10 protein-coding genes are annotated in these 15,986 nt (G+C 41.2%); 7 read left to right on the top strand and 3 right to left on the bottom strand.

The genetic code is table 11. From position 1 onward, the window contains the following. Nucleotides 1-31 precede the first annotated feature (31 nt). The 3 genes from BCU84_RS04645 to BCU84_RS04635 all read left to right on the top strand — a co-directional run bounded on the left by BCU84_RS04645 (nucleotide 32) and on the right by BCU84_RS04635 (nucleotide 5,093). Nucleotides 32-505 (top strand): NYN domain-containing protein, encoded by a 474-nt coding sequence (locus tag BCU84_RS04645; RefSeq protein ID WP_102526932.1) that lies wholly within the window; start codon nucleotides 32-34, stop codon nucleotides 503-505. Between the two features lie 254 nt (nucleotides 506-759). After that, complete coding sequence (locus tag BCU84_RS04640; protein ID WP_102526931.1) at nucleotides 760-4,512, top strand: EAL domain-containing protein; 3,753 nt, start codon at nucleotides 760-762, stop codon at nucleotides 4,510-4,512. 152 nt (nucleotides 4,513-4,664) lie between these two features. After that, entirely contained in the window at nucleotides 4,665-5,093 is a 429-nt protein-coding gene (locus BCU84_RS04635; protein ID WP_102526970.1) for a thioesterase family protein, read from the top strand. Between the two features lie 62 nt (nucleotides 5,094-5,155). Here BCU84_RS04635 and BCU84_RS04630 read toward each other — a convergent pair whose 3' ends face one another. Together BCU84_RS04630 and BCU84_RS04625 are read right to left on the bottom strand one after the other, a co-directional pair. Beyond that, nucleotides 5,156-6,664, bottom strand: a complete 1,509-nt coding sequence (locus tag BCU84_RS04630) for a bifunctional diguanylate cyclase/phosphodiesterase (protein WP_229368932.1) — start codon at nucleotides 6,662-6,664, stop codon at nucleotides 5,156-5,158. 75 nt (nucleotides 6,665-6,739) lie between these two features. Then, nucleotides 6,740-7,582: an HDOD domain-containing protein gene (locus BCU84_RS04625; RefSeq protein ID WP_102526929.1), complete on the bottom strand. Its 843-nt coding sequence runs from the start codon at nucleotides 7,580-7,582 to the stop codon at nucleotides 6,740-6,742. A 231-nt stretch (nucleotides 7,583-7,813) separates the two neighbouring features. On the opposite strand from BCU84_RS04625, the gene yegQ reads away from it, so the two are divergent. From yegQ to BCU84_RS04605, 4 genes are all read left to right on the top strand, one after another. After that, the gene (gene yegQ / locus BCU84_RS04620; protein WP_102526928.1) at nucleotides 7,814-9,214 is read left to right on the top strand and encodes a tRNA 5-hydroxyuridine modification protein YegQ; all 1,401 of its coding nucleotides are present in this window, start codon (nucleotides 7,814-7,816) and stop codon (nucleotides 9,212-9,214) included. Between the two features lie 673 nt (nucleotides 9,215-9,887). Further along, nucleotides 9,888-11,561 (top strand): amidohydrolase family protein, encoded by a 1,674-nt coding sequence (locus tag BCU84_RS04615; RefSeq protein ID WP_055023742.1) that lies wholly within the window; start codon nucleotides 9,888-9,890, stop codon nucleotides 11,559-11,561. Between the two features lie 77 nt (nucleotides 11,562-11,638). Further along, nucleotides 11,639-12,622, top strand: a complete 984-nt coding sequence (locus tag BCU84_RS04610) for a GTP-binding protein (RefSeq protein ID WP_102436176.1) — start codon at nucleotides 11,639-11,641, stop codon at nucleotides 12,620-12,622. 116 nt (nucleotides 12,623-12,738) lie between these two features. Beyond that, nucleotides 12,739-14,397, top strand: a complete 1,659-nt coding sequence (locus tag BCU84_RS04605) for an amidohydrolase family protein (RefSeq protein ID WP_102477174.1) — start codon at nucleotides 12,739-12,741, stop codon at nucleotides 14,395-14,397. 92 nt (nucleotides 14,398-14,489) lie between these two features. Here BCU84_RS04605 and BCU84_RS04600 read toward each other — a convergent pair whose 3' ends face one another. Then, nucleotides 14,490-15,668, bottom strand: coding sequence for a threonine/serine exporter family protein (locus BCU84_RS04600; RefSeq protein WP_102436178.1), 1,179 nt, complete (start codon nucleotides 15,666-15,668; stop codon nucleotides 14,490-14,492). Between the last annotated feature and the right edge of the window lie 318 nt (nucleotides 15,669-15,986).

Genomic DNA, 15,986 nt, shown 5'->3' with positions numbered 1-15,986 from the left:
CAGCATTTATAACGGAATAACAGGTGTAATAATGGAAAAAATCGCGGTATTTGTTGATGTACAAAACATCTATTACACCTGTAAACAGGCTTATGGTCGCTCGTTTAATTATCGTGCGCTTTTTAAAATGCTGAGCCAACAAGCTCAAGTAGAGTATGCTTTTGCTTATGCCATAGCCCCTGCAGATGATGGCCAAGTCAAATTTCAAGATGCACTGAGGCACATTGGTTTTGAGGTTAAACTCAAACCCTATATTCAACGTAGTGACGGCAGTGCAAAAGGCGATTGGGATGTCGGGATAACCATCGACGTTTTAGATTATGCTGAGCACGTTGATAAGGTCATTCTGCTTTCAGGTGACGGTGACTTTGATTTATTGATGGCAAAAGTTGCGCAGAAATATGCTTGCGATACACAGGTGATCAGTGTCGCTGCTCTTACAGCGAAATCATTGCTGGATGTGATAGGCAGTCATATCCCGATCGAATCAAACTTATTGCTCTAGTTTTCTGTTAGTTAATTTCAGGTTTAATTTGCATGATATGAGTCCAAACATTGAAGATATATTGCTTAAGCTATTGAATAGTATTTAAATCATCATTAAAAATTTAACTATAAAATATTTCTTTTAAAATCAGATGTTAACATCAAGTTAACAAAGCGAGTTCGAACAAAGTCATCTGCTATACAGGATTCCATAGAGCATTTTTTTATGTAACAATTACGTAATAGTAATCACCCTAAATAGCAGAGAAGTTGATGTTTCTACGGGCAAGCAACCTACATAGCTTTATCATTGCTATTTGTGTCAATTTCGGCATATTTTCACTAGCCTACGCTGAGCAATTCCAGCTTGAAACCCTCAATGTAAGTGATGGCTTACTTTCCTCTAGTATTACTACTATTCACCAACAACGAAGCGGTTATATGTGGTTTGGCACTGACAGTGGTGCAAGCCGATACGATGGTATCAACTTCACTCATTTTCAGTTTTCGCCTAATGAAAAGAATCACATCTCAAACAACTATGTCACCGATATTTATGAAGATAAAGCCGGCAATATTTGGATCGGTACTGAAGATGGACTCAATCAGCTAACACCTGCTAATGAAATGGTTTTGCACAATATGCAGACCAGTCAAAATAATCTTGGCTCTAGTTGGGTAACGCGAATATATGAAGATAAGCATGACAATATCTGGATAGGTACAGGTGCAGGAATTAGTCTATATAATTCGCAAACAAACACCTTCACGGGTTTTTCACTTTTTGACGAAGATGGTCAGCAATACGATACTTCCATTTACAGTATTTTTAGTGATTACAAAGATACACTATGGGTTGCTACAGACTATGGACTCACGACAGTCAACATGGACACCCAGCGGTTAGATATAGTCACATCTTTAGATCCTGATACCAATAAGGTTATGACAGGATCAATCAATGCCGTTGAAGTGATATCTGACGAGCAAGTTTGGTTAGGAACTTATCAACAAGGTTTAATCGATTTCAACCCTAAAACCATGGAAGTAGTTGCCTATGTAATCGATGAAAATAACCCTTCTATCGATCAAATTATATCAAATACGATATATGACCTCACCCTTGAAAATGACAATACCCTTTGGCTAGCCCATGACAAAGGCGCTACAAAAGTCACATTAGACACAATGAGCTATACCCACCTACAACATCAAGCCTACAACCCTAGTTCTATTGCAGATAATATTGTCGGTGAATTGCAGATTGATCAATCAGGCGGCATTTGGTTCGCCACAACAATGGGGGCATCGTACTACTCCCCGTTTAAGCATGGCACTCGAATTTTTAGACCCCACCCATTTTCACCTGAATTATCTAGCCCTTTCACTTATTGGATTAATACCGATAAAAGCAAAGATGTCTGGGTAACAACATCAGAAAAAATAAATCTCATCAGCGATAAAACAGAAGCGATAAAATTAAACCCAATTGAAGACGCATCAATTTCGTCGCCATACAGTGCAATTAAAGACGATAAAGAAAATCTCTGGATTGCCAGTGCAAATGGTTTGTCGGTATTTAACACACTTAATGAAACCTTAACCCACTATAGTAACGCGCTAGATAATCCTCATGACTTCCCTAATAGTCCTTTCTATTTGGCGCTGCCTGATAATAACGGCGATGTTTGGATCACGGGTTACTTAGATGTGGGGCTGATCCTGTTTAATCCTCAAGAAGGAATTAAACAGCAACTACTGACAGAACATGACTTTTCTTATGCCGCAGGAGGCAACTTCACTTTTGATAAGCAATTTATCCATAATGGCGAATTATGGTTAGCAACAACCAATGCCATTTACAGAGTGAATCCTGAGACTTTCGAGGTTAAGCATTTATCGCTTGGCTCAGAAACAGAAAACATAAGAACCGTTAAACTTTATCAAGATGAAAATAACCATATTTGGGTTGCCACCCAAGGATTGGGCCTCGCACGTATCGAAATGGGAGAAATGTGGCAAGATCCTGTTGAAATTAAATACTTCAATAAAGAGCAAGGGTTTACCAGCAACACCTTAAGAGGAGTTACCGGTAATCGAGATGGTTTTGTCTGGGTTACTTCGCAATCCAAATTCGCCAGAATGAATATTGATACCTTTGAAGTAACACAGTACCCAAGTGCGACTAACGAAAAAGGCAGCTCATTTACTGATTCTGCGATAGCGATGAAAAACGATAATTTATACCTAGGCTCTAATAATGGCCTGTATAAAATTAACACTAAAGCCATCAAAAGTAATCGCTTCAAACCCAAAGTCCATATCACTTCTGCACTGATTGCCAATGAACAGTTTTTAGGCCCTAACAGCAACCAAAAAATCGGTGATGTTCAATTGGACTATGAACAAAATATTGTCCAATTCTCCTTTGCATCAATGGACTTTACCGCCCCGTATAGGAATCAATATCGTTATCGATTATTGGGTTTTGATGACGAATGGATCTATGCAGGCAGTCATACCTCAGCGACTTACACCAACCTTAATGCAGGTCACTATTCTTTTGTTGCCCAAGGCAGTAATAGCGATGGTCGCTGGAGTCCAAATGTCGCTTCGTTTGATTTTAAGGTCAAACAAGCTTGGTGGTTCTACGCCATTATTATCTTAATCATTATTTGTGCTTTCCTCGCGATTCTTTATCTATATACCCGTTATCAAAAAATTACCGAACTCAGTAATCGAGCCAACTTTGACAGTTTAACTGGCCTATCAAATCGTTTTCGTTTTAATGCAAAACTCGAATTAACAGTCAATGATATACAAAAACCTGCGGCAGTCGTGTTCATAGACTTAGATTATTTTAAAGAAGTGAATGATACTATGGGCCATGATATTGGCGATGAGTTGATTATTGAAGTCAGTAAACGTTTATCAAACACCCTTAAAGAAGAGGATTTACTGGCAAGATTAGGCGGGGATGAATTTGCTATCATTATTCAACATCCTGGCACTCAAGCTAAACTCATCAATATTATTGAGCAGATCCGCTCCAGCATTAATACAGGTTATCAAATAAAGGAACACTGGATAACGAGCTCAGCAAGCATAGGGGTCGCCTGCTTCCCTGAAGATGGCGTTGACTGTAAAACATTGTTAAAACATGCAGACACAGCCATGTACGCCGCTAAACATGCTGGCCGCAATGGCGCTTATTTTTTCAATGAGTCGTTATCACAAGCACTACTTGAAAAAACCACCATTAAGCAGCAATTGAAAAATGCTCTCATCAATAAGCAATTTCAAGTTCACTATCAACCTAAGGTCAATATGGTTAATGGTGAAGTCTGTTCGTTTGAGGCTTTATTAAGATGGTATCACCCAACGGAAGGGCTCATATCACCAGTGAAGTTTATCCCTGAAGCTGAAAGCAATGGCCAAATTATTGAAATTGGCTATTGGGTACTTTTACAAGCGTGCACTGATGGGCAAAAATGGCATCAACAAGGATTATTAAAAGATAATATTTCAGTCAATATATCGCCAATACAACTCTCTCAACCTGATATTTGTGAGCATATCGCCGAAATTTTAGCTCAAACGGGGTTTCCAGCTGAAAAACTCGAATTAGAAATAACCGAGTCCTTATTGATTGAAAACTTCGACACCGCTGAAGTCGTGCTTAAGCAACTCAAGAAACTCAACGTACGAATTGCTTTAGATGACTTTGGCACAGGGTTTTCATCATTAAATTACCTTACCCATTTCCCGATAGATACCTTAAAAATTGATCAGGGTTTTCTCAAAAATTTATTAGACAACCAAGCAACTGAAATAGTATTAAAAAATATCATTCAATTAGGTATTGAGCTTAATATGGATATTGTCGCAGAAGGTATTGAAGCTGACTTGCAAAGAGCCAAGCTTATTGAATTAGGCTGCCTGACTGGTCAGGGATATTTATTTAGCCCTGCGGTAACCGAGCCAACAGCTAGCGAAATCCTCGTCAATAGACGCAGCCTAAACTAAATCACCTAAACTAAGTCATATAAACTAAGCCACCAAAACTCGCAGCTGTGGTCTGATGAGGTTGAATGACAACAATCCTTATTAATTAGCGCTATAGAAACCGACTCAAATAAGCGACAATAGCATTAATAAATTCTGACATTGCAATGATGATGACTCAAAAAACAATTGAATACAGCCCTACCTTCCATTTCCCTGTGCAAATATATTACGAAGATACTGACTTTTCAGGGGTGGTATATCATCCCAACTTCTTAAAGTATTTTGAACGGGCCAGAGAACATGTCATTGGCGCTAATGTGCTCAATATTTTATGGCAAGAGCAGCAACTAGGGTTTGCAGTATATCGAACAGATATGCTTTGCCATGATGGGGTTGAGTTTGCAGATATTATCGATGTCAGAACTAAATATTACTTTGAAAGTAAATACCGCACTGTGTGGCAGCAAGAGATTTGGCGCCCTAATGCGAAGAAGCCTGCGGTGACAGCAACCATCGAAATGGTTTGCATGAATCAGCAGCGTCAAATGGCACCAATGCCAATCAAGTTAATTGAACAACTCACTGAAAAGTTTAGCTAAACTTGAGATCAATTATGCTAAATGACGTTAATAACTTTGATGATATAAGCTCAATAAATCGATTAATGGGTGATTGGAGCTGTCACAAAAGGTTTTTGAATGAGCTGCGAGAAACGCAGCTCTAATTCAGAGGCAATAAGAGGTTTACTCACATACTCACCTTGAATGGTATCAGTACCAAATTCAATCAAGGTATCAAAAACATCTTTGGTTTCAACCCCTTCTACCGTCACATCAAAGCCAAGGCTTTTAGCTAAATCAATACTTGTTTTGACGATTTTATTCGCTTGTAAATCACAATTAAAATCATCTAAGAAAGCTTTATCAATTTTAACTTCATCGATGGGTAAGTGACGTAAGTAGGCTAATGAAGAGTGGCCAGTACCAAAGTCATCAATAGCAATTTTAACTCCTAACTCTCTAATTTCTTTTAGCGTCTCAATGGTTCGAGCTAAATCAAGCATCAAGGCACTTTCAGTAATTTCAATCATCAAGTTCTCTGCTGGCACCTTATACTGCATCAGCAAATTACTTATATCGATGGGTAAGTGTTGATTCTCTAAATCTTTGGTCGATAGGTTAACAGCGACTTTTATATTAATCCCTTGCTGCAGCCATTTAACTTGTTGCTGAAGTACCTGCTCTAATGCCCACTGACTGATTAAGTTGATCACGCCTGTATGCTCAGCTAGTGGGATAAATTCCGTTGGTGAAATATTACCTAAACCTTCATGTTCCCAACGAATTAACGCTTCAACTTGCGAGCAATTTCCCGTGCTAATGTCGAGTTTAGGCTGATAAACCATATGGAGCTGGTTCTGCTTTAAACTTTTAGGGAGACTATTAATGATCATTAATTCGCGATACTGCGCTTTATCATCATCTTGATTATAAAAGGCAATGTCTTGGTGGCTAATTTTGGCTTTTTTTAGTGCTAAATCTAATCTTCGAAGCATCAAGCTCACATCCGCATGGTGCTCATGTAACTCAAGTACGCCTAACTGAACTTTAATGCTAATGGGGGTTTGCTCGATCTCAAACGACTTTTGTAGATGCTGTTTGACGTAGTTTAATTCAGAAATGGAAATGGCTTTAGGATAAAACAGTAAAAACTCATTACCGTTCATACGCGAGACAAACTGAGGGGGGTTAGGTAACAGCTTAATTCTTCTGGCAAAAGATTTCAGTAACTGGTCACCAAAAATAAAGCCGAATAAATCATTCACAAACCGAAACTGCTGGATATCCACCAGCACTAACATCCCTTCTGTCGCTGGCATTTTGGCAAACATTTTTCGTTTAAAGCCAACCCGATTCGATAGACCCGTCAGCTTGTCTCGCTCAAGAGTAATAGGATTACTTTGCTGAAACAGATTCAGGTTACGTACTAGAGGTTTAAATGCTCTTGGGGTATGTTTGAAATTTAATGGTGAATGGTCAGCAGAATTAGATTCTAAGGTTTGGGTTAATTCAGCAATAAACTTTCCTTGCTGAAAATAACCGCCTAACACAACTCCTAATAACAGAATAAGTGCAATAAAAAGCACAATGATAATTTCAATGCTTAACACAATTTACCGCTCCTTATATAAGTTATTGTTAATAGTCGAGTGTATCGCTTTTAACTAACACACGTAATCGCTTTTTTATTGATAGCTTTGCTTAATGGAATGATAAACTTCTAAAAACTCATCACTCTCTAAATCTTCTGGCGTCACAGGTAGCCCACGAGTTGCGAAAATATCTAAACGCTGCTCAAGTTCCACCCCTGCTCTTAATTCACCAGTGTAATATGCCGCTGAGCGAATAAAGTCTAAGTAAGTCACATTCTCTGGCATGTAATGTAAATCAGCCCAACGCTCTACGACCTCCATGACCTCAGGGGCAAAATCCCATGTTTTTAAAATTGCACGCCCTATAGGTCCTTGCATTTTACGCACTAACCCACGTAATTGTTCAATACTGGTAAATGCATCAGGCTTGGATTCAGCTTCCGACAACACAGGTAACGCACCAATATTATGAACAAGGCCAGCAAGTGTTAACGTTTCAGGATCTAACTTCTTAGTTGGATTGCGCTTATTATAAATCGCTAACATTGCCCCTGAAGATGCGGTCACCTCGATAGAGGTTTGCCATACTTCATCCATCACTTCCCAGACCATTTCATTGGTTGAGATAAATAACTGCTCAAGTGCCACAGAAGTCACGATAGATTTAATTTGTATCAAACCAATTCTATTCACGGCTGCACTGATATTTTCAGCTTTGTTACCTCGGCTATATAAGGCGCTGTTAGCTACTTTAATAATACGAGCTGAAATAGCAGCATCTTGGCCAATAATATCGCCAACTTGCTTCAAACTTGAGTCTGGCTGCGCTACAACTTCCTGCACCCGCATGGCCACTTCAGGCAGTGTTGGAAGCACAAGAGCGTCATCTTTAAGCTTCTTTAATAGCCCGACCAGTAGTTGGTGTTCCGTTGTCATGCATACCGCCTGTAGTTTTTTTGTTATTGCTTTGTGTGGAGTATATCAGCTATGTAATTTATTAGAATAAAGAAAAAGCACTAATCTTTATAATGCTTGTCAATTGTTTAGCCTTCCTTAATTTAGACAAACCCCACAATCACAGAGGAATTATTTGCATTAACCAACCATACTTAAGTAAAATGCCGCCCCCCGCGCTATGCGTGAATTTCCATCAAATTGAGAGTGATTATGTTTAGACCAGAGCTATTGTCTCCAGCAGGAACATTAAAGAACATGCGTTACGCCTTTGCCTATGGTGCAGATGCGGTTTATGCAGGTCAACCTCGCTATAGCTTACGCGTTAGAAACAATGACTTTAAAATGGAAAACCTCGCGATGGGGATCCAAGAAGCGCATGCATTAAATAAAAAGCTATATGTAGTGAGTAACATTGCTCCACATAATGCAAAGCTAAAAACCTATATCCGCGATATGGCACCAGTGATAGATATGAAACCCGATGCGGTCATCATGTCAGACCCAGGTCTTATCATGATGGTTCGTGAAGCCTTCCCAGATCAAACCGTGCATTTATCTGTTCAAGCCAATGCGATTAACTGGGCGTCAGTTAAATTCTGGCAGCAGCAAGGTATTAAGCGCGTTATTTTATCTCGTGAACTCTCTCTTGATGAAATTGAAGAGATTCGTCAGCAATGTCCTGATATTGAATTAGAAGTCTTCGTTCATGGTGCCTTATGTATGGCTTACTCAGGCCGTTGCTTACTCTCTGGTTACATCAATAAGCGCGACCCTAACCAAGGCACTTGCACCAATGCTTGTCGTTGGAAGTACGATGTCCATGAAGCCAAGCAAACTGAAACCGGTGACATTATTGCGGTAAACCCACAAGGGCTTGTTGACCAACATAGTGTGCAGTTAGAGACGCCGCCAACATTGGGCGCAGGTCAGCCATCAAGTGAAGTGGTGTTATTGCAAGAACCAGGACGCCCAGGCGAATATATGCCTGCTTATGAAGATGAGCATGGTACTTATATTATGAACTCAAAAGATTTACGTGCCATTCAACACGTTGAGCGTTTAACCAAAATGGGTGTCGACTCATTAAAAATTGAAGGCCGTACTAAATCTTTTTATTACGTAGCGAGAACCGCACAGTTATATCGTCAAGCCATTGAGGATGCTGTGGCAGGTAAAGATTTTGACCGCACGCTAATGCATAACCTTGAAGGCTTGGCGCATCGTGGTTATACCGAAGGCTTCTTACGTCGTCACGTTCATGACGAATACCAGAACTATGATTACGGCTACTCAATCAGTGATACCCAACAATTTGTTGGTGAATTTACCGGTAAACGCAATGATGCCGGCGCAGCTGAAATTGACGTTAAGAACAAGTTCTCTGTCGGTGACAGTGTTGAATTGATGACCCCGCAAGGCAATATCACCTTAACCATTTCAGAATTAGTTAATCGCAAAGGTGAATCAGTAGAAGCCGGGTTAGGTTCAGGGCACTTTGTATTCTTAGCTGTGCCGGCAGAAGTCGAGCTGGATAAAGCAATTTTAATGCGCAATCTGCCTCAAGGGCAAGATAGCCGCAATCCACATCAAGCGATTGAACCCGTTACCTAGACCTGCTACATAAGTCAGTCTAACCAGGGGATGGTTATCCGTTTTCAGCTGTTGCAGTTATTGCCTTTTAGGCCATAACTGTGACTGTTGAGAAAGTGTTTACCCGCCAATGCAATACAAGCCACCACTTTGACTCAATCTCTACCTTTGACTCAATCTCTACCTTTCACTCAACTTCTATCACCTACTCAACTTCTATCACCTACTCAACTCTATCACCTACCCAACTCTATCGCCCACTCAAGATCCAGCCTACTACATATAAAAACTCATGACCTATCATTTAGTCAGTTATCACCTATCATTTATTTATTATTGGCCAAGGTTGGTCAAAACTTGAAGGGTTAGACCCTTCAAATGTGAGTTCCTCTAATCTATGCTATTAATTAATATCAGTAATAAGTTTTACAGCGGCAAAATTTTATCATTAACGCAATATCAGTAACAAACTCAAAGCGATACGAGCAACCGAAGCTAACAAAGCCGTAACCCTAAGCCCTGAAATATTTATTATTCGCCCCCAAAGACACGATTGCGCAACAAAAGCATCAAAGTGTGCTTTACATTATCCAAATTTAGAGCAAAGCTGTTTAAAGTAGCTTTTATGGTGCTTGCCGTTTCACATGTTGCCAGTTTTTACTATTTTTATTGCATGAATAAATGAGGATAAAAAATGAAAGACGATACCAAGCTAAATGATTTAACCACTAACAATGTCGACCAGTCAAAGCGTACTACGCTAACTAAGCTTGCAGCGGGTGCTGTTGGTACTGCAGCGCTTCCATTTGCCTCAGTTTTGCAAGCCGCATCAGACAAACTTACTGAGCAGCAAATTAAGCTAATGGCCAATGAAAAGGGCCCATTTGATATTGTTATTGAAAATGGCCGGGTCATTGACCCTGAAACTAAATTAGATGCCATTCGTAACGTCGGCCTTAAAGGCAATCGTATTGCCGCCATTTCAACAGATAAATTACAAGGCAAAAAAGTCATTGATGCCACAGGCTTAGTGGTTGCGCCGGGCTTTATTGATATGCACGCGCATGGTCAACAGCTTCCGGCTGCACGAGCACAAGCATTTGATGGTGTAACCACCGCTCTTGAAATGGAGTCGGGGTTGCTACCTATTGCTAAATTCTATGATGACACAGCCAAAGAGGGCCGCCCTATTAACTACGGCGCCTCTGTTGCATGGACTTATGCTCGTATCACGGCAAAAGAGCCCACAATGCCTCCAGCAGACGGTACGATTGTTTGGTTTCAACAAGCATTTTCTAAAAATAACTGGCAAAACACCCTTGCGACAAAAGATGAGCTTAAATCCATTTTAAACTATGTTGAGCAAGGCCTTAAAGAGGGAGGTTTGGGCATTGGTATTAACGCTGGCTATGCACCAGGTTATGGCCATAAAGAGTACTACGAATTAGCAAAGCTAGCTAAACGCTATGAAATGCCTACTTATACCCACGTGCGTTACTTAAATAGCGCAGAGCCTAAATCAAGCTTTGAAGCCTACCAAGAACTGATCAGTTTATCGGCAACCACCGGTGCACACATGCATATTTGTCACCTTAACAGTACCTCAGTGCAAGATATCGAAGATTGTGCTGATTTAGTTCAAGATGCGGTTGATGCAGGCTTATCGGTGACAACAGAAGCTTATCCTTACGGTGCTGGTTCATCAGTGATCGGCGCAGAAGTTTTCCGCGGTGATGATTGGCTAGAGCGCTGGGGAGTGCCAAGTGCAAGCTACATGGAAGCAAATGGTAAAGCCTTAACACAAGAAAAAGTCACTGAGCTTCAAGCAAATGCGCCAGGTACAGTGGTAGTAATGCACTTTTTAAAACCTGATGAAAGTAAATCCGATCGCCATAAAATGGACCGCTCAGTATTATTTCCAGGCGCAGCCATTGCATCCGATGCAATGCCATGGATGAATCCTAAGGGGCAATTAATCGAAGGTAATGTATGGCCATTACCAAGTGATGCTATTGCTCATCCAAGATCGCTTGCTTGTTTTACTCGCTTTATCAGTAAATACCTCAATGAATACAAAGCAGTTACACTACTCGAAGCGATGGAGCGTACGAGCTTAAATGCGTGTCGAATATTAGAAAACAGTGTTCCTCAAATGAAAAACAAAGGCCGTATTCAAGTGGGTAAAGATGCTGATTTAGTCTTATTTAAACTTGACGAAATCAAAGTGCTAGCGACCTTTGATGCGCCTAATGCACTCTCAGAAGGGATGCATCATGTGATCGTAAATGGTACACCTATTATCGAAAATGGTGAATTGCATTTAGATGTAAATCCTGGCTTAGCAGTTCGTAATCCAGTGGTTGCATAACCATTATGCCTAAAATCATAAAGCTCGGGTAATACCGAGCTTTTTCGTTAAAAAGTAAATCATATAGAGAAACGTCAATGAATAAAAAACCTATTCCAGTGACCATTTTAGCGGGTTTTTTAGGTGCCGGGAAAACCACCCTGTTAAACCATATCCTAACCAATGCCGATGGCATGCGTATGGCCGTTATCGTAAATGACTTTGGTTCAATTAATGTCGATGCAGAGCTAGTAAAATCCCAAAGCGACAATATGATTAGCCTCGAAAATGGCTGTGTGTGTTGCAATCTTGCCGAAGGTTTAGTGGTCTCAGTGATGCGCATACTGGCACTTGAAGAGCGCCCTGATCATATTATTGTTGAAACCTCAGGTATTGCCGAACCTAAAGAAGTGGCATTGCAATTTGAAGATCCTGAACTACAAGCACACGCGCCATTGAACGCGATTATCACCACTATCGATGCTGAGAATATTTTAAGTTTAGAAGGTTCAATGGCCAGCTTGTCAGAGCAACAAATACAAGTCGCCGATATCGTGCTAGTTAATAAAGTTGATTTAGTGGCAACTGAGCAGCTGGAAAAAGTTAAAGCATGGTGCCAAACCCAAGCCCCTTTTGCCAAACTGGTTGAAATGGAGTTTGGAAACGTCGCACTACCGATTTTATTTGATGTACCTGAGCGGTTAGTAAAACTTAGCCATGAGCATACTTGTCAGCACCAAGGTGCAGACCATGACCACAGCCAATGCAACCATCATGACCATGTAAACCACAGCTTTGATACTTTTAGCTTCGAAACCGACAAGCCGCTGTCTTTGCAAAGCCTCTATCCGCTATTACAGCAGTTTTCAGTCGATGCCTACCGCATGAAAGGTATTTTAAATTTATCTGATCGACCTGATCATCGCTGTATATTTCAATGTACTGGCCAACGCGCCAATGTCACTGTTGGCGAGCCGTGGGAACACGATGAAGCAAGAGCAACCCGTTTAGTCTTTATTGCCCCCAAAGGTGGCATGGACGAAAAAATAATGCGTGAAAAGTTAGCTAGCTTAGTGGTTTAAATATAAAACGACTATGCAGTAAACGGCCCACTAAAGCTGTTAATGACAAGCTGTAAATGCTTGGCTGATAATTAATAGCATGATAATCAAGGATACTGGCGAGAAAGGAGTAAATGATGTCCGAGTTAAATCAAGATGACAAATTAACCGCTGAAGTTGATCAAACCAAGCGCGATACCATGAAAAAACTGGCTATTGGTGCCGCTGCAATAACACTTTCATCGACTGCCACAGCAGAAACTAACAAGGGTCCACAAAAGCCACAGTTAATGCCAAATCAAACAGGCCCGTTTGATGTAGTGATTACTAATGGCCGTGTCATTGATGCCGAAACGGGTTTAGATGCCGTACGCAATGTAGGCATTAAAGACGACAAAATTGCCGCTATATCGACAGAAAAGCTCACAGGTAAAAAAGTCATTGATGCCAGCGGGCTTGTGGTTGCCCCTGGCTTTATCGACCTTCACGCCCATGGACAACAATTACCCGCAGCCAGAGCTCAAGCCTTCGATGGTGTCACCACCGCCCTTGAGTTGGAATCAGGCCTATTACCCATTGGTAAGTATTATGATGACACAGCTAAAGAAGGTCGCCCAATTAACTACGGCGCCTCAGTAGCTTGGACCTATGCCCGCATTATGGCAATTGAAAGTGAAATTTCGCCCGCAGATGGCACCATTACTTGGTTTCAGAATGCCTTTAGTTTAAAAAATTGGCAAAATGATCTCGCCACCGACGCACAGCTAAATACGATATTGTCTGATGTTGAACAAGGCTTAAAAGAAGGTGGTTTAGGGATTGGTATTAATGGCGGTTATGCTCCCGCCTATGGCCATAAAGAGTATTACGGCTTAGCTAAACTGGCCAAAAGTTTTGATGTACCGACCTTCACCCATGTACGTTATGCCAACGGCATGGAGCCCAGATCAAGCTTTGAAGCCTATCAAGAGTTAATCAGTTTAGCCGCCACCACTGGGGCACATATGCATATTTGTCACCTCAACAGTACCTCGGTGCGAGACATTGATGATTGCGCCGACCTAGTGCAAGAAGCTGTTGATTCTGGTTTGCCGATTACCACTGAAGCTTACCCCTATGGCGCAGGCTCAACACCTGTGGGCGCGGCCTTATTTGCTGGCCCAGAATGGATTGACCGCTTTGGCGTTCCCGATGCAAGTTACATGGAAGCCAATGGCGTACCTATGACCCAAACCAAAATCGATGAACTACGAAAAACCAACCCTGGTGAAGTAATCGTTATTCACTTCTTAAAGCCTGACGACAGTAAAGAAGACTTACGCATGATGAAGCGTTCGGTGTTGTTTCCTAACGCCGCTATTGCCTCTGATGCCATGCCGTGGATGGACAGCAAAGGTAAATTGATTGAAGGTGATGTATGGCCATTGCCTAACGATGCTTTTGCTCACCCCCGCTCGGTCGGGTGTTTTGCCCGCTTTGTAAATAAATACGTGGTTGAGTATAAAGAAGTCAATTTAGTCGAGGCAATGAAGCGCACCAGCCTCAATGCGTGTCATATCATCGAAGATGCTGTGCCGCAAATGCGTAACAAAGGCCGTATGCAAGTGGGTAAAGATGCTGACATAGTGGTATTTGATCTCAATAGCTTTAAAGATATGGCCTCATTTACTGAGCCCAATAAGCTTTCAGTGGGTATGCAGCATGTACTAGTCAATGGCCAATCGATTATTGATAAGGGACAATTGCTTATGGATGCTAAGCCTGGCAGAGCAATTCGTCGCGATGTGACAGTCTAATCGATAATCAAAAAACGTCGATAAAACATGACAACGAAAAAGCGCCATTAGGCGCTTTTTTCATGTGTTTAGTTTTTCTCAATTAATATCGATTAGTTGCGTTTATGGTTAAACAAAAAGCGGTCATTGAAAATAGAATAAACCATGATCTGCCCTGCCATAATCGAACAAAACATCAATAATGCTGACATACCAATACTGGGGATAGGCAATATTGCAGTGGCAAAGAATGACTCACTGGCACCAACGATGATCCGGCTTCCTGGCACTAAAATGATCACCCCTTGGATAATATACACTAACGCAGGCACTTTACGTGCTTTACCGGCTAACAGCCCATAAAGAGTGATAATCATGGTGCTAATCCAAGTGCCGATAACCCAATCAGAGGTAAACCAATGTGGCCCCCACATGCCAACTGCAGCAGCGGGCAGGCCAATAATAATGTCTTGCCAACTGGCATTAAAAATCAGTCCAATCGCAACCGATATGCCAATTAACGCCAGAATATGCAAACCTAAAGGGATTTCATTAATAAATGGCGCAGCGGCTACATGGCCGACAAGCAAGTTTGATAAGCCTAAGCCCATCACCACGCCAATGAATATTTTTATTACCACCAAACTACTTTGGGCCAATAACTCTATGCCTGAGCGAAAGTCATTTAAGGCAAGACTAGCTAAACCATTGGTGACAGTAAGCCCTGGAATAAACAGCACAATGGATGAGATGCATAAAGCTAACACCGGTAACTCAGGAAATTGAGCGGCTAATATCCCCACCACAAAACTGGCAATAAACGCCACAATGAACTCAACCAGCATTGCTCGCTGCCCGGTGCACATTAGTTGAGCTAACCAGGCGATTAACCCTAAAAAAACCGAAATCATTGCCGCAAGATACGTGCTCCCCACCAGCATCAAATAGCAAGGCGGCAGTAATAGGTTGGCAATGCCTAAAGTAAAATTTGAGTAACTCGGCACCCCTTGATAGTTTTCTTTTGAGTGTATTGCCTTTAGGGTTGCCACCAAATTGCGTAAATTGACTGACGGTGGATTTTTAGTTTGCATCACCATTTTTTGAGTGGGTTGCTCGAAAATGGTCACAATTTTAGTTGGGGTAACATCAATGGCGATATCTATCTGATGATGAGCCGCATAAGACTGAGTATATTTCGCCACTGAGTATGGTGCGCACCCTGATTGATGTAATCGATCTGAAAATGATAAAACATCATCATACTGTTGCTGGGTTGGGCTTTTATCTTCCATTTTTTATTCTCGATAAGTCAGCAAAAAGTGGTTCTGAGGGCTTAGTTAAATCATAGTAGCTAAATGATAATTGCTACATAATAGTAGCCAACTCATTCACTTCATAATCTGAAATAGAGGGTCAAACCCTTCAAAAATGAATCCTTTCATTGAATTAGCAGTGGTCGCGATAATCTCCACTGCAAAACATGCGCTAGCCGGTGAATTTCTCGCTTAACCCTAGGCGGGCTATCTCTGTGTGATATAATCATCGATTGAAAGATTTATAGCGTGTTAAAACGCATTAGATCAGCGCAGTCATTCAACGCTTATTAAGTC

Source organism: Shewanella sp. 10N.286.51.B7, assembly GCF_002873615.1.
Lineage (GTDB): Bacteria > Pseudomonadota > Gammaproteobacteria > Enterobacterales > Shewanellaceae > Shewanella > Shewanella electrodiphila.
Note: the sequence above shows the minus strand (reverse complement) of the source record. Positions and strands in the feature narration are given on the sequence as shown.